At 73.3% G+C, this 19478-nt stretch carries 19 protein-coding genes; 15 read left to right on the top strand and 4 right to left on the bottom strand.

Annotated features, from left to right (window positions below):
• The first annotated feature begins 126 nt into the window (after nt 1-126).
• The 6 genes from ACA511_RS20790 to ACA511_RS20815 all read left to right on the top strand — a co-directional run bounded on the left by ACA511_RS20790 (nt 127) and on the right by ACA511_RS20815 (nt 7795).
• Nucleotides 127-2889, top strand: a complete 2763-nt coding sequence (locus ACA511_RS20790; protein ID WP_375026090.1) for an AAA family ATPase — start codon at nt 127-129, stop codon at nt 2887-2889.
• 168 nt (nt 2890-3057) lie between these two features.
• Nucleotides 3058-3723: an urease subunit gamma gene (locus ACA511_RS20795; RefSeq protein ID WP_375026091.1), complete on the top strand. Its 666-nt coding sequence runs from the start codon at nt 3058-3060 to the stop codon at nt 3721-3723.
• Nucleotides 3716-5524: an urease subunit alpha gene (locus ACA511_RS20800; protein WP_375026093.1), complete on the top strand. Its 1809-nt coding sequence runs from the start codon at nt 3716-3718 to the stop codon at nt 5522-5524. Before ACA511_RS20795 ends, ACA511_RS20800 begins: the two co-directional genes overlap by 8 nt.
• 41 nt (nt 5525-5565) lie before the next feature.
• Complete coding sequence (locus ACA511_RS20805; RefSeq protein WP_375026094.1) at nt 5566-6240, top strand: urease accessory protein UreF; 675 nt, start codon at nt 5566-5568, stop codon at nt 6238-6240.
• A 38-nt stretch (nt 6241-6278) separates the two neighbouring features.
• On the top strand, nt 6279-6968 hold the full coding sequence (ureG, locus tag ACA511_RS20810; protein WP_375026096.1) for an urease accessory protein UreG: 690 nt from the start codon (nt 6279-6281) through the stop codon (nt 6966-6968).
• A complete protein-coding gene (locus tag ACA511_RS20815; protein ID WP_375026097.1) occupies nt 6965-7795 on the top strand; it encodes an urease accessory protein UreD in 831 nt (276 codons plus the stop codon). The genes ureG and ACA511_RS20815 overlap by 4 nt, the downstream gene beginning before the upstream one ends.
• 121 nt (nt 7796-7916) lie before the next feature.
• Here the strand turns inward: ACA511_RS20815 and ACA511_RS20820 are convergent, their stop codons facing one another.
• Nucleotides 7917-8852 (bottom strand): lysostaphin resistance A-like protein, encoded by a 936-nt coding sequence (locus ACA511_RS20820; protein ID WP_375026098.1) that lies wholly within the window; start codon nt 8850-8852, stop codon nt 7917-7919.
• 348 nt (nt 8853-9200) lie between these two features.
• Between ACA511_RS20820 and ACA511_RS20825 the strand changes: the two genes are divergently transcribed.
• Both ACA511_RS20825 and ACA511_RS20830 read left to right on the top strand, forming a co-directional pair.
• Nucleotides 9201-10460 (top strand): sensor histidine kinase, encoded by a 1260-nt coding sequence (locus tag ACA511_RS20825; RefSeq protein ID WP_375026100.1) that lies wholly within the window; start codon nt 9201-9203, stop codon nt 10458-10460.
• Nucleotides 10457-11155: a response regulator gene (locus ACA511_RS20830; protein ID WP_375026101.1), complete on the top strand. Its 699-nt coding sequence runs from the start codon at nt 10457-10459 to the stop codon at nt 11153-11155. Before ACA511_RS20825 ends, ACA511_RS20830 begins: the two co-directional genes overlap by 4 nt.
• A gap of 91 nt (nt 11156-11246) precedes the next feature.
• Here ACA511_RS20830 and ACA511_RS20835 read toward each other — a convergent pair whose 3' ends face one another.
• Both ACA511_RS20835 and ACA511_RS20840 read right to left on the bottom strand, forming a co-directional pair.
• A complete protein-coding gene (locus ACA511_RS20835) occupies nt 11247-11921 on the bottom strand; it encodes a DUF1772 domain-containing protein (RefSeq protein ID WP_375026102.1) in 675 nt (224 codons plus the stop codon).
• A 13-nt stretch (nt 11922-11934) separates the two neighbouring features.
• Nucleotides 11935-12645: a hypothetical protein gene (locus ACA511_RS20840; RefSeq protein ID WP_375026103.1), complete on the bottom strand. Its 711-nt coding sequence runs from the start codon at nt 12643-12645 to the stop codon at nt 11935-11937.
• A 132-nt stretch (nt 12646-12777) separates the two neighbouring features.
• On the opposite strand from ACA511_RS20840, the gene ACA511_RS20845 reads away from it, so the two are divergent.
• The 5 genes from ACA511_RS20845 (at nt 12778) to ACA511_RS20865 (ending at nt 17070) form a co-directional block, all read left to right on the top strand.
• The gene (locus ACA511_RS20845; RefSeq protein ID WP_375026104.1) at nt 12778-13662 is read left to right on the top strand and encodes a LysR family transcriptional regulator; all 885 of its coding nucleotides are present in this window, start codon (nt 12778-12780) and stop codon (nt 13660-13662) included.
• Nucleotides 13663-13799: 137 nt separating this feature from the next.
• Nucleotides 13800-14174, top strand: coding sequence for a hypothetical protein (locus tag ACA511_RS20850; RefSeq protein ID WP_375026105.1), 375 nt, complete (start codon nt 13800-13802; stop codon nt 14172-14174).
• A 112-nt stretch (nt 14175-14286) separates the two neighbouring features.
• The gene (locus ACA511_RS20855) at nt 14287-15006 is read left to right on the top strand and encodes a hypothetical protein (RefSeq protein WP_375026106.1); all 720 of its coding nucleotides are present in this window, start codon (nt 14287-14289) and stop codon (nt 15004-15006) included.
• Nucleotides 15007-15220: 214 nt separating this feature from the next.
• The gene (locus ACA511_RS20860) at nt 15221-16393 is read left to right on the top strand and encodes a sensor histidine kinase (RefSeq protein WP_375026107.1); all 1173 of its coding nucleotides are present in this window, start codon (nt 15221-15223) and stop codon (nt 16391-16393) included.
• The gene (locus ACA511_RS20865) at nt 16390-17070 is read left to right on the top strand and encodes a response regulator (protein WP_375026109.1); all 681 of its coding nucleotides are present in this window, start codon (nt 16390-16392) and stop codon (nt 17068-17070) included. The genes ACA511_RS20860 and ACA511_RS20865 overlap by 4 nt, the downstream gene beginning before the upstream one ends.
• A 9-nt stretch (nt 17071-17079) precedes the next feature.
• On the opposite strand, the gene ACA511_RS20870 is transcribed toward ACA511_RS20865, so the two are convergent.
• Entirely contained in the window at nt 17080-17694 is a 615-nt protein-coding gene (locus tag ACA511_RS20870) for a TetR/AcrR family transcriptional regulator (protein ID WP_375026110.1), read from the bottom strand.
• A 129-nt stretch (nt 17695-17823) separates the two neighbouring features.
• Here ACA511_RS20870 and ACA511_RS20875 point away from each other — a divergent pair, with 129 nt between their 5' ends.
• Both ACA511_RS20875 and ACA511_RS20880 read left to right on the top strand, forming a co-directional pair.
• A complete protein-coding gene (locus tag ACA511_RS20875) occupies nt 17824-18558 on the top strand; it encodes an SDR family NAD(P)-dependent oxidoreductase (protein ID WP_375026294.1) in 735 nt (244 codons plus the stop codon).
• A 121-nt stretch (nt 18559-18679) separates the two neighbouring features.
• Entirely contained in the window at nt 18680-19303 is a 624-nt protein-coding gene (locus ACA511_RS20880) for an NADPH-dependent F420 reductase (protein WP_375026111.1), read from the top strand.
• Nucleotides 19304-19478: the final 175 nt, after the last annotated feature.

Below are 19478 nucleotides of genomic sequence, written 5' to 3' on the forward strand. Positions count from 1 at the left end.
TACAGTTAGGGCACCATCGGGCGTGTCTCGATCGAGGTCAGCGGGTAGTGGCTCCCGACGAAGCGCCCGATGGCCGCTGACTTGGCCGCGCCGATGGATCGGCGCTGAACGGGAGCGTAGAGGGGCATGGGGACGCTACCTGGGCGCACGCCGCTGCTGAATCGGCATCGGGAGCGCGCTGAGCTGGACGCCCTGCTGGGGGATGTGCGCTCCGGACGCGGGCGGGCCCTGGTGCTGCGCGGCGAGGCGGGCGTGGGCAAGTCGGCCCTGCTGCGGCACACGGTGGGACGGGCCGCCGACATGCGGGTGGTCCGCACCGTGGGGGTGGAGTCGGAGATGGAGCTGGCGTTCGCCGGCCTGCATCTCCTGCTCGCGCCGCTGCTGGACCGGATCGAGAAGCTGCCCGGCCCGCAGCGCGACGCGCTCGCGGTCGCGTTCGGGCTGCGCAAGGGGGACGCGCCCGACCGGTTCATGATCGGGTTGGCGGTGCTGACCCTGCTGGCGGAGGCGGCGGAGGAACGCGCCCTGCTGTGCGTGGTCGATGACGCGCAGTGGCTGGACCAGTCGTCGGCCCAGGTGCTGGCGTTCGTCGCGCGGCGGCTGCTGGCCGAGCCGGTGGGGCTGATCTTCGCGGCGCGCGAGCCGGGCAGCCAGTTCCGCGGGCTGGTGGATCTGGAGGTGCGCGGCCTGGCCAAGCAGGACGCGCAGGCGCTGCTGCGCTCGGTGGTCCGCTTCCCGCTGGACGAACGGATCAGGGACCGGATCCTCGCCGAGACCAACGGGAACCCTCTCGCCCTGCTGGAACTGCCGCGCGGGCTGAGCCCCGCGCAGCTGGCCGGCGGGTTCGGGCTGGTGGAGGCCCAGGGGGTTCCGGCGCGGGTCGAGGAGGGCTTCCGCCGGCGGCTGGCGGCGCTGCCGGCCGAGACCCGGTCGCTCATGCTGGTCGCGGCGGTCGAGCCGACCGGCGACCCGGTGCTGATCCGGCGCGCGGCCGGGCAGCTCGGGGTTCCCGACTCCGCGGCGGAGCCCGCGGAGGCCGAGGGGCTGCTGGAGATCGGGACGTGGCTGCGGTTCCGGCATCCGCTGGTGCGGTCGGCGGTGTACTCGGCCGCGTCGTCGGCGGAGCGGCGGGCGGCGCACGGCGCGCTGGCCGAGGCGACCGATCCCGCGTCCGACCCCGAACGCCGGGCCTGGCACCGCGCGCACGCGGCGGTGGAGCCCGACGAGTCCGTGGCCGGCGAGCTGGAGCGGCTGGCCGACCGGGCCCAGGTGCGCGGCGGCATCGCGGCGGCGGCGGCGTTCCTGCGGCGCGCGACCGAGCTGACGCCCGATCCGGCCGGACGCGGGGCCAGAGCGCTCGCCGCGGCTCAGGCCGCCTTCGACGCCGGCGCCCCGGACATGGCGCTGGACCTGCTCGTCTCCGCGGAGCGGGGCCCGCTGACCGAACTCCAGAGCGGGCGGGCGGCCTGGCTGCGGGCCCAGATCGTCCTCGCGCGCAAGCGCGGCGGCGAAGCACTGCAACCGCTGCTGGAGGCGGCCGGTCGGCTGGCCCGCGTCGACGCCGGCCAGGCGCGCGAAGCCTACATCGACGCCATCGGATCGGCCGTCTTCGCCGGCAGGCTGGGCCGGCCCGGCCTCGTCCGATCAGTGGCCGAGGCCGCCCGCACCGCCCCCGCGGGACCATCGCCGGAACGGCCGGCCGACGCGCTCCTCGACGGGCTGGTGGCACGGTTGGCCGACGGCTTCGCCGAGTCGGCGCCGCGGTTGAAGCGCGTCCTGCGGACGTTCCGGCAGGAGGCCCGGCGCGATCCGGACGACATCATGCGCTGGCTGGGGCCGGCCTACATGATCGCCGCGGACATGTGGGACGACCAGGCCCTGCACGAGCTGGCCGAGTGCGCGGTCTGGGCGGCCCGCGAGATCGGCGCGCTCAACTTCCTTCCCCAGGCGCTCACCTACCGCGCCGTCGTCCACCTGTACGCCGGCCAGTTCGACGCGGCGGCCACGCTGGTCGAGGAGTCCAATGCGATCTTGAAGCTGACCGGCCACGCCTACTTCGGCTTCGCCCTCAACCTGCTGCGGGCTTGGCGCGGAGGGGCTGAGGCGGCGGCGCAGCTCGACGCCGTGGCCGAATGGGTGAGCACCTGGGGCGAGGGGCGAGCGATCGCAGGGTGCCACCTCGGGAGCGCGTTGGTGTACAACGCCTCCGGCCGGTACCAGGACGCCCTGACCCACGCGGAACGGGCGTGCGAGCACGACGACCTGGGGCTCACCGGGTTCGTCCTCTTCGAGCTGGTCGAGGCGGCCGTCTACGGCGACGCCCCGGAAGCGGCCGCGGACGCGCTGCGGCGGCTGGAGGAACGCGCCACCGCCGGCGGCACCGACTGGGCCCTCGGCGTGCTCGCCCGGTCGAAGGCGCTGCTCTCCGGGGGCCGGGACGCCGACCTGCTGTACCGCGAGGCCATCGAGCGCCTTCAGCACGGCCGGGTCGCCGTGTACCTCGCCCGCACCCATCTGGTGTACGGCGAGTGGCTGCGTCGCGAGAACCGTCGCCTCGATGCGCGCGAGCACCTGCGCACCGCCTACGAGATGTTCCAGGGGTTCGGCGCCGAGGCTTTCGCCGACCGGGCCCAACGCGAACTCCTGGCCACCGGCGAGTCCGTCCGCAAGCGCACCGCCGGCACGCCCGGCGGCGGCCTCACTCCTCAGGAGGGGCAGATCGCCCGCCTGGCCCGGAAGGGCCTGTCGAACCCGGAGATCGGCGCCCGGCTCTTCCTCAGCTCCCGCACCATCGAGTACCACCTGAGCAAGGTGTTCACCAAGCTCGCCATCACCTCTCGCCAGCAACTCGCCGAGGCGCTGCCCGACTTGGACGACGACCGTGCGTGACCGCTTCGCTCGAACCCCCTGACCCGCAGCCCCTGTCCGAGGCGGGGGCCAGTGTTGCGTCCCGGAACAGTGATCCGAGAGTGGCCGGGTGACGGCTTCCCGCCCGTCGTCACCATGAGTGAACATCTGACTGCGATAAGGCACGATATCGAGTCCGGGGAGAAAGACGTGCATCTGACCCCTCATGAGCAGGAACGCCTGATGATCCATGTGGCCGCCGACGTGGCCGCCAAGCGCCGCGGCCGGGGGCTCCGGCTGAACTACCCCGAGGTGGTCGCGCTGCTGACCGCGCACGTGCTCGAAGGGGCCAGGGACGGCCGGACCGTGCGCGAACTGATGTCCTCGGGGCGCGGCGTCCTCACGCGCCGGGAGGTGATGGAGGGCGTGCCCGAGATGATCGAGATGATCCAGGTGGAGGCGACGTTCCCGGACGGCACCAAGCTGGTGACCATCACCGATCCCATTCCCGCCAGGGCCGACGTCGCCGGGCCCGGGAAGGTGGAGCATCCCGGCACGGCCGAGCCGGTGGAGGTCAACGAAGGGCTTCCGGTGACGCGGGTCGAGGTGCGCAACACCGGGGACCGGGCCGTCCAGGTCGGGTCCCACTACCACTTCTACGAGGTCAATCCCGCGCTGGAGATCCGGCCGGTGCCGGTCGCGGCGGACGCGGAGCCCGATCCCGGCTGCGCGTACGGCAAGCGCCTGAACATCCCGGCCGGCAAGTCGCGCCGCTTCGAGACGGCCTGCCGGGTCGAGGTGGACCTCGTGCCCCTGCGGGGGGACCGGATCGTCATGGGGCTGCGCGGGCTGGTCGGGGGTGCGCTGGATGACTGAGCCGGAGGTGTGCCGTCCGAGACTGGACCGCGCCGAGTACGCCGACCTGTACGGGCCGACCGCGGGCGACCGGATCCGGCTCGCCGACACCGGACTGTGGATCGAGATCACCGAGGACTGGTCCGGAGGCCCGGGGCACAGCGGGGACGAGGTCGTCTTCGGCGGCGGCAAGGTGATCCGCGAGTCGATGGGCCAATCCCGCGTGCGGCGCGCGGACGGCGCCCCGGACACCGTGATCACCGGGGTGGTGGTCCTGGACCACTGGGGCGTCGTCAAGGCCGACGTCGCGATCCGGGACGGCCGCGTCGAGGCCCTCGGCAAGGCGTACAACCCGGAGACCATGAACCGGCGGCACGACGATCACCCCGTCGCGACCGACATCGTGATCGGCCCGGAGACCGAGATCATCTCCGGCAACGGCAAGATCCTCACCGCGGGAGGGGTGGACACGCACGTCCACTTCATCTGCCCCGAGCAGATCGACGAGGCGCTCGCCTCGGGCGTCACGACGCTCATCGGCGGCGGCACCGGACCGGCGGAGGGCAGCAAGGCCACCACCGTCACGTCGGGCGCGTGGCACATCGCCTCGCTGCTGGAGGCGCTGGACGGCTCCGCGGTCAACATCGGGCTGCTCGGGCAGGGCGCGACGATGTCGCACGACTCGATGCGCGACCAGCTCCGCGCGGGCGTCATGGGCTTCAAGGTCCACGAGGACTGGGGCGCCACCCCCGCCGTCATCGACGCCTGCCTGGAGGTGTGCGAGGAGTCGGGGGCGCAGCTGGCGATCCACGCCGACACCCTCAACGAGGCCGGCTTCCTGGAGAGCACGAAGGAGGCCATCGGCGACCGCTGCATCCACGCCTTCCACGTGGAGGGGGCGGGCGGCGGCCACGCCCCCGACATGATCGAGATGGCGTCCTGGCCGAGGGTGCTGCCGGCGTCCACCAACCCGACCCGCCCGCTGACGGTCAACACCGTCACCGAGCACATCGACATGGTGATGGTCTGCCACCACCTCAACCCGAAGGTGAAGGAGGACCTGGCCTTCGCGGACTCGCGCATCCGGCCGTCCACGATGGCGGCCGAGGACGTCCTGCACGACATGGGCGCCATCTCGATCATGTCGTCGGACGCCCAGGCCATGGGACGCATCGGCGAGATGATCTCGCGGACCTGGCAGACCGCGCACGTGATGAAGCTCCAGCGCGGCCCCCTGGACGGCGACGGGACCGCCGACAACCTGCGGGCCCGCAGGTACGTGGCCAAGTACACCATCAACCCGGCCATCGCCCAGGGCGTCGCCCACAAGGTCGGCTCGGTGGAGCGGCACAAGCTCGCGGACCTGGTCCTGTGGGAGCCGGCGTTCTTCGGCGTCAAGCCGCACCTGGTGATCAAGGGCGGGCAGATCGCCTACGCGCAGGTCGGCGACGCCAACGCCTCCATCCCCACCCCGCAGCCGGTCCTGCCCCGCCGCATGTTCGGCGCGCTGGGGCACGCCCCGGGCGGGAACTCGGTCAACTTCGTCACCGGACAGTTCGGCGGCGACGTCCCCGGGCTCCGCAAGGCGTTCGAGACGATCACCAGCACGCGCGGGCTGTCCAAGGCCGACATGCGCGAGAACGACGCCACTCCCCGCATCGAGGTCGACTCCAGCAGCTTCACCGTCGTCATCGAGGGCAGCGGCGGAAGCAGCGAGCAGGACGACCGCACCGGGGACGTCGGGGTGGAGGTCGGCGACGACGCCGTCTCGCCGGAGTACCGCGACGAACTGCCCATGGCCCAGCGCTACTTCCTGTTCTGACTGTTCTGACCGTTCTGACCGGCCCCGTCCTTGGAGCGACGATGAGTCCCGCGGCACTGCTGATCCTCGGCGACGGCCGGTTCCCCTCCGGAGGGCACGCGCATTCCGGCGGGGCGGAGGCCGCCATCGCGGCCGGACGCGTCCACGACCCCGCGACCCTCGAGGACTTCTGCCGCGGGCGGCTCCGCACCACCGGCCTGGTCGCGGCGGCACTGGCCGCCGCCGCGGCCGGCGGGTGCGACCCGCTGCCGCTGGACGACGCGGCCGACGCGCGCACCCCGAGCCCGGCGCTGCGCCGGACCGCCCGCAAGCTCGGCCGGCAGTTGCTGCGCGCGGCGCGCATCGCCTGGCCCGCCCCCGACCTCGAAGGACTCGCCGCGGCCCGGCCGGCCGGCGCGCACCAGCCGATCGTGCTGGGCCTCGCCGCCCGCGCGGCCGGGCTGGGCCCGCCGGACGCCGCGCTGGCCGCCGCCTACGACGCCGTCGGCGGCCCGGTCACCGCCGCGATCCGCCTGCTCGGCCTCGACCCGTTCCAGGCGACCGCCGTCACCGCCCGCCTCGCCGCCGACATCGAGGACGTCGCCGCGCGGGCGGCCGGACACGCCGCCCGCGTCCCGGCGGACGGGACGGACGCGCTGCCGGCCGCGTCCGCGCCCCTGCTCGACATCACTGCCGAACAGCACGCCGCCTGGCCGGTGCGCCTGTTCGCCAGCTGACCACCGCCGACCCGAGACCACGGCCGACAGGAGCACCCATGCACCTGCACCACACCGACCCCGCACTGCGGGACGGCCTCCCACCCGCGGCGGGACGCCCGGACGCCCGCCGCCGCGCGCTGCGCGTCGGCCTCGGCGGACCGGTGGGCGCCGGCAAGACCGCGACCGTCGCGGCCCTCTGCCGGCGGCTGCGCGACACCCTCTCCATCGCCGTGGTGACCAACGACATCTACACCCGCGAGGACGCCGAGGCCCTGCTGCGCCAGGCGGTCCTGCCACCCGAACGGATCACCGCCGTGGAGACCGGCGCCTGCCCGCACACCGCCATCCGCGACGACATCTCCGCCAACCTCGAAGCCGTCGAAGACCTGGAGGACAGGATTCCGTCCCTCGACCTCGTCCTGATCGAGTCCGGCGGCGACAACCTCACCGCCACCTTCTCCAGAGGACTGGTCGACCACCAGATCTTTCTCATCGACGTCGCCGGCGGCGACGACATCCCCCGCAAGGGCGGCCCCGGCGTCACCGCCGCCGACCTCCTGGTCATCAACAAGACGGACCTCGCGCCCCACGTCGGCGCCGACCTCGCCGCCATGGAACGCGACGCCAAGGCCGCACGCGGCTCCCTGCCCGTCGTCCTCACCAGCGTCAAGGCCGACCACGGCGTCGAACCCGTGGCCGACTGGATCCGGCGGCGCGTCGCCGAGCAGACCACGGCCAGGGCATGACGACGGCGCCGTCCGTCCGCCGGGCGTCCCGTCCCGCCACGGTCGAACACGTTCCCTACGGCGTGACCGCCGCCGCCCGCATCACGGCCGAGGCCGCCGACGGGGCCACCGACCTTCCGGTCCTCCACGGCGACGGCCCGTTCGCCCTCCGCCGTCTGCGCGCCCGCGGCGGCCAGGCGCGGCTGTGCTTCCTGAACACGATGAGCGCCCCGCACAACGGGGACCGGCTGCGCATCGAGGCCGACGTCGGCCCCGAAGCCGACCTCCACGTATCGTCCGCCGCCGCCACGGTCGCCCTGCCCGGCCGCGCGCCCGGCCATGCCGCCTACGACGTCACGCTGCGCGTGGCGCGGTCCGCGCGGCTCCACTGGCTGCCCGAACCCGTCATCTCCGCGGCGGGAAGCGACCTGCGCCAGCGCATCCGGGTCGAGTTGGCGCCCACCGCCCGGCTCGTGCTCGGCGAACAGCAGATCCTCGGCCGTGCCCACGAGCAGTCCGGACGGCTGACCAGCCGCCTCACCGTCCGGCTCGGCGGGCGGACGCTGCTGGACCAGCACACCGCCTACGGCCCCGGAGCCCCCGGCTGGGACGGCCCCGCCGTCCTGGCCGGCAACCGCGCCGCAGGCCAGCTCCTCGTGATCGACCCCGCCTACCACGACCACCCGCCCGCGCCCCGGCTCCTCGACGACCTCCCAACGGCGGGGCACGGCGTCATCACCCCGCTCCCCGGCCCAGGCGTCCTCCTCACCGCCGTGGCCCCGGACGCGGGGAGCCTCCGCCAATGCATGGACGCCGCACTGCGGAACCTCGGCCTCCACGACCAGTGAGCACAGCCAGATCCGGGACGTCACAGCGTCGGCCATGGGCTTCCACGCGACGGCCAGGCGTCGGGGGCGGCAGCCTGGCTGCCGCCCCCGCACGCGCGGGTTCCCGGTGGCGCGACCCGTGTCAGTGGCGCTTCGCCTGGGCCAGTTCGGCGCGGGTGAAGATCCGGTTGCGCCGCTTGGCGGCGCGCAGGAACAGCACCGTGGGCACGAGGCACACCAGGATGGCGAAGATGCTGGCCTCGGGGCCGAAGTCGCCGCCGGTCAATGCCTGGGGGCCGCTGACGGAGGCGTCCAGCAGGCCGCCGGAGCCGGTTCCGGAGCCGGAGACGCTGGTGCCGAAGATGCCCTGCTCGGCCACGTTCCAGCTCAGGTGCAGGCCGATCGGCAGCCACAGCGAGCGGGTCGCGGCGTAGACGGCGCCGAACATCAGCCCGGCCTCGACGGCGATGGCCAGCGCGCCCCAGATCGACGCGTTCTCGTTGACCAGGTGGAGGCCGCCGAAGACGAGCGCGGAGACGGCCAGCGCGCCCCGCGTCCCGGTCTTCTCCTCCAGGACCCGGAACAGCGCGCCGCGGAAGGCCAGCTCCTCGGCGACCGCGACGCCGGTCATGACCCCCAGCGTGGTCAGCGCGCCGCCGATCGAGCCCCAGCCGTGGACGTGGTAGCCGCCGACCATCGCCACCAGCGCGATGGTGACGGTGAAGAGGCCCAGGCCGAGGACGGCGCCCCGGCGCAGTCCGTGCCGCGCCTCGGCGATGGCCAGTTCCTGCGGCGCGCGGCGGCCCTCCAGGTAGCGCACCGCATACGTGTAGCCGGCCAGCGCCAGCCCGGCGGCGGCCACCCCGGCGATGAGGGCGGTCAGCGGAGTGGCGTCGGCGGCGGAGTTGATCGCACTGACGACCGAGGTCACGATCAGCATCAGCACGAACAGCACCGGCAGGCGGACCCACGCCGACGCGGCCCAGCGCGCGGGCCGCCCGGTGCCGTCCCCGGCAGAGCCGGTCAGGGGGACACCGGCACCGGCCGGTCCCGGCGCCTGCTGGTCGCTGGATGTCATGGCTCACTCCTCAAAAGTCACGCCCGCAGCGGATGGCCTCCGCTCTCAACGCTGAAAAACTACGGGTGCCGGCCACTGTGAGTAGTCACCAATGAGTGAGCACTTGCCGTGCCCGCGGGTCCCCTGAGCGAGCTACCCGCCGTCCTCTCCCGGGAGGACAATGCAGTCGTCACCAGGCGCTACCGTCACCGTGGGGGCCCGATCGTCCGGCGGTGCCGTGCCGCGTGACGCGGGAGCCGGACGCGCGTACCGGACGGGAGCGAGCCGTCGGCCGCGTCCCGTCCCCCCGTCCCGCTCAGCGTTGTACCGACCGGATCATGGATGGTGATGGAAGACCAGGCGGCCCTTGTGACCAGGGCGAATCGGCGCACGCGAGAGGGCGGCGTCCCCGCACGGGCGGGCCTGGTGGCCGCCGCGACCGTCCGGCTGCGTTCGCTGTCGGACTGGTGGAGGTCCCGCCCCGCCGCGGCCAGGGACGGTGAGTTCGCGCTCGTCTTCACGGTGCTGTCGTTCGCTGCGCCGCTGTCGCAGATCGGGGCGCAGTTCGGAGACCTTCCCGTCCACGGCGCCTCCGCCGCGAGCGTGCTGCTGACGCTGGGGATGACACTGCCGGTGGCGGTGCGCACCCGCTGGCCGGCCGCCTGCCTGGCGTTGGCGGGGACCTCCTTCGTGGTGCACGAGTCGCTGGCCTGCCCGCCGACCTTCGGCAGCCTGGGGGTGTACATCGCGCTGTACTCCGTGGGCGCCCATCAGAACCGCTTCCGGCGGGCCGTGCCGGCGGCGGCGACGGCCGGGTACCTGGTCTTCGCCTTCATCTTGCGCGAGCTGGGCTCGCCCGCCGTCTTCGCCGACTACCTGCTCTTCTTCGTGGTCCTGGGGGCGGCGTTCGGGCTGGGCGCCATGGTCCGCGGTCGGCGGTCGCGCGAGGTCGAGCGCCGCCGCCTGTCCGCCCAGGCGGCGATCGCCGCGGAACGCAGCCGCCTGGCCCGGGAGCTGCACGACGTGGTCACCCACCATGTGACCGCGATGGTGGTGCAGTCCGGAGCGGCGCAGTACCTCACCGAGTCGCCCGACAAGGTCGCCGAGGCCCTCGGCGCGATCAACGGCACCGGCCGCCGCGCGATGGCAGAACTCCGGTTCCTGCTCGGCGTGCTGGAGGCGACCGGCGAGTCGGCGTCCCAGGACCGCACACCGGTGCCGGGCCGGGTGCCCGATCTGGTGGAGCAGACGCGGGCGGGCGGCCAGCCGGTCGAGCTGGTCGAGGACGGGCAGCAGCAGGACATGGCCATAGGCGCCCAGCTCGCCGCGTATCGCGTCGTGCAGGAATCGCTGACCAACGCCGTGAAGTACGCCGCCGGCCGGAGCACGCTGGTGCGGCTCGCGCACACCCCCGACTGGACCGACGTCGAGGTCACCACCGCCGGGACGTCCGGCGGCGCGCCCGCGTCCCCCGCCCGCCGCGACGGCGGCCCGGCCTTCTCGGGAGGCCGCGGCCTGACGGGGCTGCGGGAACGGGTGGAGATGCTGGGCGGCGACTTCACGGCGGGGCCCAGCCCGGAGGGCGGGTTCCGCGTGCACGCACGCATCCCCGCAGGAGGCATCGCGTGACCGATCCGCACACCGCGATCAGGGTGCTGGTCTGCGAGGACCAGGCGCTCGTGCGGGCCGGCTTCGTCACGATCCTCTCGGCGCAGCCCGACATGGAGGTCGTGGGCGAGGCCGAGGACGGCCGGGCGGCGGTCCGCAGAGCCGAGGAACTGAACCCGGACGTCGTCGTCATGGACATCCGCATGCCCCGGCTCGACGGGATCGAGGCCACCCGCCGCCTGGCGGGCCCCGACTCCACCAGCCCGATGAAGATCCTGGTCGTCACGACCTTCAACGTCGACGAGTACGTGTACGACGCCCTGCGCGCCGGCGCCAGCGGCTTCATCCTGAAGGACGCCCCGCCGCCCGAACTGATCAACGCGGTACGCACCGTCGCGCGCGGCGAATCCCTCCTGGCGCCCGTCGTCACCCGCACCCTGATCGGCCGCTTCGCCGAACACCTGAGCCCCGCCAAGGCCCCCGCCTCGCCCGAGCGCGACCGCCTGGAGGTCCTCACTCCCCGCGAGTACGAGGTCCTCCTCCTCATCAGCGAAGGCATGTCGAACGCCGAGATAGCCGCCGAGCTGGTCATCGGCCACGAGACGGTGAAGACCTACGTCTCGCGCATCCTCACCAAGCTGAACCTCCGCGACCGCGTCCAGGCGGTGGTCCTGGCATATCGGGCGGGCGTGGCGGGCAACGGAGACCGAACCTGACGGCTCTGCGATTCCGCGGGAGCACCGGCCCGTGAACGGCCTGCGGCGCCGCCGGCACATGGCCGGTGGCGCCGGAGGACGATCGGACGTCTCAGCGGTACCGGGCGGGCGGCGCGTGCACCGGCCCGGCGGCCCGGGGGCGAACCGCGTCCTGGTAGTACGCCGCCTGCTGCTGGTGGGGCGCCGCCTGGGGCTGGGTGGGGGCCGTCGCTGCCGGCCGCTGGGACGCGGCGCCGGCGCTCGCCTTCGCGGCGGGCTCGGCGTCGCGCTGTCCGCCGTGGATCACCAGGGCCCAGGCCAGGCAGGCGAAGGCGGCGATGTTGGCCACGGTCCGGACGAGGTGCCAGGCGATCCACTTGCTCTCGAAGTCGGCGCGGACGGCGGCGAGGTCCTTGATCCGCGCCGGGTCGCCGGCCTTGTCGATCTGGTCGTTGAGCGGGATGTTGGCGGCGAAGGTGATGACGAACGTCACCAGGTACAGCGCCAGCCCGGCGAGGATCCACGGCAGGGCGTCCCTGCCGTGCCCGCGCCAGGCGAGGAACGCCGCCAGCCCGGCGAACAGGATCGCGCCGAGGAAGCTGAGGAAGAACCAGCCGTTCTGGATGGCCCGGTTGAGCTGCTGGATGGCCTCGACGAAGGTGCGGTCGCTCGCGCGGCCCAGCCCCGGCAGGACCGTGTAGGCCCAGTCGGCCATCAGCCCGGCGACCATGCCGGTCGTGAGCGTCGCGGCGATCAGCGAGAGAGTGGACAGCGTTTTCATGGTCATTTTTCCGTTCTCCTCAGGCAAGGAAGGGGATGATCGTTCGGTCGTGCACGAGTTCGGCGTAGGGCGACCGGGTGCCCGCCGGGAGTGCGGCCAGCCACAGCGCGTCGGCGGCCGCGGCGCGGCCGGCGCCGGCGGCCGCCGCGTTGATCAGGATGTCCCGGGCCCCGGCCTCGCCGGCCAGCTCGCGGCCCAGGATCTTGACGGCGGCGACCTGCCCGACCCGGGACGCCACGTTGATCCCGGCGGGCCAGCCCTCGGCCGCGGCGCGGCCGGTCTCGACCGCGTCCACGTAGCCGTCCATGACCGCGGCCAGCTCGTCCAGGCTCATCCGGTCGACGTCGAAGCGCGGCCGCAGATGCCCCGGCAGATGCCGCAGCGCCCCGAACCGGTCGGCCACCACCACGAACCTGGCGCCGTCGTTCAGCAGCGGGACGAACCCCTGGATCGCCCGCCGCGTGCCGTGGTTGTTGACCTCTACCAGGCGGCGGACCTGGTCCCGGAGGCGCACCCCGGGCAGGATCGGGGCGGAGGCGTTGGCGATCACGATGTCGACGCCGCCGTGCCGCGCCGCCACCGCCGCCGCGAGGTCGTCGGCGCCGTGCGCGCCGTCCGCGAGCCGGTGGACGACCCCGCCGGCGTCCGCGGCCAGGATCCGGTCCAGGCCGCGCACGAGCGCCGGGCCGATCCCCCGGCCGCTGCCCGTCACGATCGCCACCTTCGGCACGTCTCCTCCTCCGTTCGAACGTGTTCGCCGCGCCCTGCCGATCTCACGATCCGGCACCGGGAAGGCGCGAACAACGCCGAAGACCGCACCGTTTGTTAACCTGGGGATTACCGCTGGACGAGAGGCCGGGCCATGGAGCTGCGGGACATCGAGATCTTCCTGACCCTGGCCGACGAACTGCACTTCGGCCGGACCGCCGACAAGCTGCTCGTCACCCGCGCGCGGGTCAGCCAGGCGATCCGGAAGACGGAGCGGGAGATCGGCGCCGCGCTGTTCGAGCGCACCAGCCGCCGGGTCTCGCTCACCCCGATCGGCCGCCGGCTGAGCGAGGACCTGGGGGCCGCCTACCGGCTCATCCAGGAGGGCGTCGACCGGGCGGCGGCCGCCGCCCGCGGGCTGACCGGCACGCTGCGGATCGGCTTCGTCGGCGCCACCGGGCACGAGATCAGCGACGTCATCGGCGCGTTCAACGCCCGGCACCCCGACTGCGAGCTCCAGATCCGGGAGGCGACCGCAGGCGACCCGTTCACGCCGCTGCGCGGCGGCGACGTCGACCTGCAGATCCTCTGGCTGCCGGTCGAGGAGCCCGACCTGACCGTCGGCCCGGTCGTCCTCACCGAGGACCTCGTCCTCGCGGTGTCGCCGCGCAATCCGCTCGCCCGGCACGAGTCGGTCTCCCTCGAAGTCCTCGCGGACGCGACGATGCTCGGCGCGTCCGGCACCCTCCCGGCCTACATGGAGGAGGCGGTGCGCCCGGCGCAGACCCCGAGCGGCCGGCCGATCCCGCGCGGGCCGGTCACGCACACCGTCCAGGAGATCCTCGCCAACGTCGCCGCGGACCAGGGCGTCACGCCCGTGCCCGCGCACGCCGTCAAGTACTTCGCCCGCGGCGACATCGCCTACATCCCGATCCACGACTCGCCCGCCCTCGAATGGGCGCTCATCTGGCGGAGCTCGGGAGAGACGTCGCTCGTCCGCGCCTTCGCCCAGGTCGCCCGGGAACTCCGCGCGCCCTGACGGCCCGGCCGCACTGCCGCCTGCTACTCCCCGGAACGTAGCGGGGGAGTCCTCCGGCGGGTGACGACGCGGGGCGGGCTCGCGCCGCACCATTGCCGGTGTCGCTCGAACCCTCGCGAAGCCCAAGGAGTGCAACCATGCGCACGACCCCCCTCAACCGGCCCACGCTGGTCACCGTGACCGGACTCGCCACGGGCGCCGTCGGCCTGCTGATCCAGAAGGTCGCCGGGGTGGAGATGCCGGCCGTGCCGCCCGGCCTGATCATCCTGACGGTGGTCGCCGTCCTCATCGCGGTGACCCGCTGGCGCTGGACCCTCGTGCTCGCCGCCGTGGCCGCGCTGGCCGAGATCCCCGGGTTCGTCGGCAGCGCCGTCGACGCGGACGAGTTCGGGGAGGTCGCCGGGGCGGCGGTCCGGGGCGCCGGCGCCACCGCGGCCCTCGTCGCGGGCATCACGGCCGCGGCCATCGCCTACCGGTCCCGGAAGCCGGCCCCGGAGTCGGCGGGGCGGTGACCGCCTCGTCCTGTTCGCCCGTCCCGGCCTGTTCTCGGGGACGGGCGAAGCCCTTGTCCAGCGACGACGGCTCCGGGCGAGCGGCGTCCGGCCCGGCGAGGTGGTGCTCGTGATGCGGTTGCTCCTCAACCTGTTCGGCGCGGCGATGATCCTGCTGGGGGCGGCGGGTTCCGCAACGGTGAGCTGGGCCGCGGCCGCCGGGAAGGGGGACGGCCTCGACATCGCGTCGGTCCCCTTGAACCTGACGGCGCTGGGCCTGGCGGCGCTCGGCGCGGGGGCCCTTCCGCCCCGCTGGAGGGGAGAGCCCCAGCGCCGGGAGATCGACCTGGACGGCACCCGGACCGCCGCGCTCGTGTTCCCCTACATGCGCAGGCCGGTCATCTGCGTGCTGGCGGGCACGGTGCTCTTCGCGCTGGCCGCGACCTACGCCCTCGTGCTGGCTTCGCTCAACGGCGGGCCCCCGCAGGTGTCGGGCGCCGCCGTGTTCCTCGTCGTCGCCGCCTGGGGCGCGCAGGCATCGGCACGTCAACTGAGGTCGCCCAAATATGTGGCGCTGACACCGGATCTGCTCAGTTTCCGGGCCCCGGACGGCCGGTTGGACGTGCCGTGGAGAGATATCGCAGAACTCACCCTGGCCGACCGGGGCGTCGTCTTCTTCTGCCGGATCGAACCGCACGCCGGAGCACGCGACCCGTACCGGGACCGCGCGATGCGCCGAGTCCACCGGAGAGAGGGCATCGACGTCATCTCGGTGAGCGGGCTGACCTGCCATCCGGAACGGCTCTTCATCGAAATGCGGACCTACCTTCCCTCGGCCGACCCGACCTTCTGAGCCGCGGCTGCGGGCGGCAGGGCGCTGCCGCATCGGCCCCGCCGGGTCCGGGTCTTGCTCCCCGCGCGATCGGCGTCGTCCTGACGAGGATGTCGGCCGCGTCGCCGCGGACGCGTCCGCGGCGCGGCGGCATCGCGCGTACGCCCTCCCGCGTCCCCCGCATACGCCGAGACGGGGACGCCGGAGGCCGGAGGCGGCCGGTATCGTCCGGACGGTGACCGGTGGGAAGCGCCGCTGGCGGAGCTGGGCGGCGGAGGGCTGGGTGTGCCTTCCGTTCCTGGCGGCCGTCCTGCTCGCGTCCGGGCCCGCGGCGGACCTCCAGCCCGGCTCGGCCCGCACCCTCGACGCCGCCGGATACCTGATGGTGACGGCCGCGGCCCTGGCGCTCGGGCTGCGGCGCCGGCCGGGCATCGCGCTGGCGGCCAACACGGCGTTCGTGGCGGGCTACCTGGCGGCCGGCTACCCGTTCGGCCCGGTGATGCTGACCGTCCCCATGGCCGTGTACGGGGTGGCCGACCGGTTCCCGCTGCCGCGCGCCGCGTTCGCGGCCGCCGCCGATTTCGGCGTGCTGATCGTCGGCGTGTTCGCCAAGCGGGTGCGGGACGCGGCGAGCGTGCCCGCCGGGTCCGGCCACTACCCGATGTCCAGGGACGCGGTCGTGTGGGGCGCGATCATCGCGGTCGCGCTGGCGGCCGGCGCGCTGACCCGGGCCCGCCGCCAGGCCGCCGCCGGGGTGCACACCGAGCAGGCCCGCCGGGTCGCCTCGGAGGAGCGGCTGCGCATGGCGCAGGACCTGCACGACTCGGTCGGGCACGGGCTCGCCGCCATCGCGATGCAGGCGGGAGTGGCGCTGCACGTCCTCGACCACGATCCCGAGGAGGCCAGGCAGTCCATGAAGGCGGTGCGCGCCACCAGCCGGGAGGCCCTGGAGAACCTGCGGGCGCAGCTCGACTGGCTGCGGGACGCGGGCGGGGCCCCGGCCGTCCGGGCCCCGGCCCCCGGCCTCGACGAGCTCGACCGGCTGACCGAACGCGTCCGGGCCGGCGGGGTGACCGTCCACACCGACATCGCACCGGACGTCGCCGGCCTGCCCGCCGATGTCGACGCGGTCGCCTACCGCATCCTGCAAGAGTCGCTGACGAACGTCCTGCGGCACGCCGGCGCCGTGCCGGTGCGCATCCGGATCCGGCGGGACGGCGGGGCGCTGCTGCTGGAGGTCACCAACGCCTGCGCCGCCGTCCCGTCCGCCCCGCCGGGGAACGGCCTCGGCATCCGCGGCCTGCGCAGCCGGGCCGAGGTGATCGGCGGCACCCTCGCCGCCGGGCCGTCCCCCGACGGCGGGTTCGGCGTCCGCGCCCGCCTCCCGCTCGCCGGGGACCGGCCGTGAGCGGCCCGATCCGCGTCGTCGTCATCGACGACCAGGCGCTGATCCGGGTCGGCGTGCGCACCCTGCTGCGCGGCGAACCCGGCGCCGAGCTCGTCGGCGAGGCCGCCGACGGGCGCACCGGCCTGGACGTCGTCCGCGCCCGCAGGCCCGACGTGGTGCTCATGGACATCCGGATGCCCGTCCTGGACGGCCTGGCAGCGCTGCGCGAGATCACCGCCGATCCCGCCCTGGCCGCGGTCCGGGTCGTCATGCTCACCACGTTCGGCCTTGAGGAGTACGTGTTCGAGGCGCTGCGGCACGGCGCGAGCGGGTTCGTCCTCAAGGACGCCGAGCCGGACGAGCTGCTGCGCGCGATCCGGGTCGTCACCGAGGGCGGCTCGCTGCTCTCACCGTCGATCACCCGCAGCGTCATCGCCCAGTTCGCCCGGCAGGGGCCCGGGATGGCGCCGCACCCGGGGATCAAGCACCTGACCGAGCGGGAGCGCGAGGTGGTCTCCTGGGTGACCACCGGGATGTCCAACGACGAGATCGCGGACCGGCTGACGATCAGCGCCGAGACCGTCCGCACGCACATCGGCCGCGCCCTGCTCAAACTCGGCGCCCGCGACCGCGCCCAGATGGTCGTGTTCGCGATGCTGTCCGGCCTCACCCCGCCGGTCCGCCCGCCGGGCCTGTAACGCGGCCGGTTAGCTACCGCTCTCTACCGTGATCGACCCCTCATCGCTGGGCTGTCGCGGGATGGCGTTGTCGATGAGGACGGCGGCGATGGCGGCGGCGGTGGGGAAGCTCCCGGCGTTGATGACTCGCGTGCGGGCCGCGGCGCCGTCGAGGAGCAGCGCGAGTTGCTCGCCGAGTTGCTCGGGGTCGGTGGCGTCGGCTTCGCGTGCGGTTTCGGCCAGGCGCGCGGCGATGGCCTGCTTGTACTCGCGTACGTACTGGGACGCGGGGTGCTGGGGGTCGTGGAGTTCGACGGCCGCCGCGATGTAGGGGCACAGGTCCGTGGACGCGGGCATGTCGAAGACGGCGAGGAGCCGTTCGCGGGGTGTGAGGTCGGTGCGGTCGAACACGCCGGGCATGACGTCGGGATCGAATCGGCGCAGGTACTCGGCGACGAGCTCGTCCTTGCCGCCGAAGTGCTGGTAGGCGGTGCGCTTCGAGACCTGGGCCACGGCGCAGAGCTGGTCCATGCCGGTGCGGTTGATGCCCTGCTCGCGGAACAGCTGCCGGGACGCGCTGAGGATGCGTTCGCGTGCGCCGCGGCCGCGGCGTCGGCCCAGGGGGCCCTTCTCCAACTCCGTCATACCGCCAGTTTAACCCAGTCGGGTACCGATCGGTGTGCATAGCTTGCGGTCCGGCCGACCGCCGGATACTGTAAGTACACAGAGCGGTTTATGTAATGTCCGAGTATCCGTCGGCTCAGTGGAGTGATCATGGGAAAGCTCGATGGCAAGGTCGCGGTGATCACCGGCGGCTCGACCGGCATGGCGCTGGCAGGCGCCCGGCTGTTCGTCGAAGAGGGGGCTTACGTCTACATCCTGGGCCGGCGGCAGGAAGCTCTCGACGACGCCGTCAAGGCGATCGGCCGCAACGTCACCGCCGTACGGGGCGACGCGGCCGAGCTGGCCGACCTTGACCGCCTCTACGAGACGGTCAAGAAGGAAAAGGGCTCGATCGACGTCCTGTGGACCAATGCCGGAATGGGCGAGCAGGCCAAGCTCGGCGAGATCACCGAAGAGCAGTTCCACCGCGCCTTCTCACTCAACGCGCGCGGCACCCTGTTCACCGTGCAGAAGGCGCTGCCGCTGCTCAACGACGGAGCCTCGGTCTTCATGACCGGCTCGAACGCCTCCCTGCGCGGCTTTCCCGGTTGGAGCGTGTACGCGGGCAGCAAGGCCGTGCAGCAGGCATGGGCCCGCGTGTGGCTCAACGAACTCAAGGACCGGCGAATCCGGGTCAACGTGCTCACCCCCGGCCAGGTCGCCACAGCGAAGCAGGAGGAACTCTTCGACGAGGCCACCAAGAAGGCATTCGAGTCCCTGATCCCCCGCGGAAAGATGGGCCGCCCCGAGGAGATCGCCACCGTCGCACTCTTCCTCGCCTCCGACGACTCCAGCTACGTCAACGGACTGGAACTGACCACGGACGGCGGCACCACCGTCATCTGACCAGGGTGCCGAGGCAACTGACGAGTAGCGGCCGCCCCAGCGCGCCGCAGGACGCGCCGGGCCAAAACCGGCGCGAACGAAACCAATCGAAAGCTCGAGAACAAGAAAGAAGGCACACCGAATGAACACCATCACGATCATCGGCACCGGGAACATGGCCGGCACCATCGGCGCGCGGGCGGTCGCGGGCGGCAACACCGTCGAGGTCATGGGCCGCGATCAGTCCAAGGCCGCTGACCTGGCCAAGGCTCTCGGCGGCGGCGCCACGGCGGGAGAGTGGGGCGCCGTCCCGGCCGGAGACATCGTCATCATGGCCCTGCTGTTCGACGGTGTCGTCCCGACCATCGCTCGGTACGGAGACGCCCTCGCGGGCAAGATCATTGTCGACATCAGCAACACCTTCAATTCCACCTTCGATGGGCTGGCCCACAGCGAGCAGACCTCCATCGCGCAGGAAGCCGCCAAGGTGGCCCCGGCCGGCGCCAGCATGGTGAAGGCGTTCAACACCATCTTCCGTCACGTCCTGGAGAAGGGCCGGCCCGCCGTCTTCGTCGCCGGCGACAGCGCGCAGGCCAAAGCGCGCGTGGCGGAGTTCGTCAAGACCCTCGGGCTGCGCCCGCTGGACGTCGGCGACCTGAAGATGGCGCATTGGCTGGAAGGAGCGGGCCTGCTCACGATGGGCCTCGCCACTAACGGAGTGGGCAACGGGAACTTCGCCCTCGGTGTCGACGAATTCACCGACTGAACCCCGCCGCCGCGCTCCAATCCGTCGACCAAGCGGTGGGGCGTTCGACCAGGCCGCCGCCCGCGACGGCGGGCATGCCCGGACCTGGCGGGTGTCGGTCGACGGTGACCCGCACCAGGTCCGGGTGCTGCACGCCGAGGCTGGCCGCGACGCTACAACTCTCCGTTCACCACGC

This window comes from Actinomadura sp. GTD37, assembly GCF_041951365.1.
Classification (GTDB): domain Bacteria; phylum Actinomycetota; class Actinomycetes; order Streptosporangiales; family Streptosporangiaceae; genus Spirillospora.

What these genes read in the sequence shown, in the direction of transcription:
- ACA511_RS20835 (WP_375026102.1), bottom strand. Translation starts at nt 11,921, where the DNA reads ATGACCATGAAAACGCTGTCCACTCTCTCGCTGATCGCCGCGACGCTC.
- ACA511_RS20790 (WP_375026090.1), top strand. Translation starts at nt 127, where the DNA reads ATGGGGACGCTACCTGGGCGCACGCCGCTGCTGAATCGGCATCGGGAG.
- ureG (WP_375026096.1), top strand. Translation starts at nt 6,279, where the DNA reads ATGCACCTGCACCACACCGACCCCGCACTGCGGGACGGCCTCCCACCC.
- ACA511_RS20850 (WP_375026105.1), top strand. Translation starts at nt 13,800, where the DNA reads ATGCGCACGACCCCCCTCAACCGGCCCACGCTGGTCACCGTGACCGGA.
- ACA511_RS20805 (WP_375026094.1), top strand. Translation starts at nt 5,566, where the DNA reads ATGAGTCCCGCGGCACTGCTGATCCTCGGCGACGGCCGGTTCCCCTCC.
- ACA511_RS20880 (WP_375026111.1), top strand. Translation starts at nt 18,680, where the DNA reads ATGAACACCATCACGATCATCGGCACCGGGAACATGGCCGGCACCATC.
- ACA511_RS20855 (WP_375026106.1), top strand. Translation starts at nt 14,287, where the DNA reads ATGCGGTTGCTCCTCAACCTGTTCGGCGCGGCGATGATCCTGCTGGGG.
- ACA511_RS20815 (WP_375026097.1), top strand. Translation starts at nt 6,965, where the DNA reads ATGACGACGGCGCCGTCCGTCCGCCGGGCGTCCCGTCCCGCCACGGTC.
- ACA511_RS20845 (WP_375026104.1), top strand. Translation starts at nt 12,778, where the DNA reads ATGGAGCTGCGGGACATCGAGATCTTCCTGACCCTGGCCGACGAACTG.
- ACA511_RS20800 (WP_375026093.1), top strand. Translation starts at nt 3,716, where the DNA reads ATGACTGAGCCGGAGGTGTGCCGTCCGAGACTGGACCGCGCCGAGTAC.
- ACA511_RS20870 (WP_375026110.1), bottom strand. Translation starts at nt 17,694, where the DNA reads ATGACGGAGTTGGAGAAGGGCCCCCTGGGCCGACGCCGCGGCCGCGGC.
- ACA511_RS20820 (WP_375026098.1), bottom strand. Translation starts at nt 8,852, where the DNA reads ATGACATCCAGCGACCAGCAGGCGCCGGGACCGGCCGGTGCCGGTGTC.
- ACA511_RS20875 (WP_375026294.1), top strand. Translation starts at nt 17,824, where the DNA reads ATGGGAAAGCTCGATGGCAAGGTCGCGGTGATCACCGGCGGCTCGACC.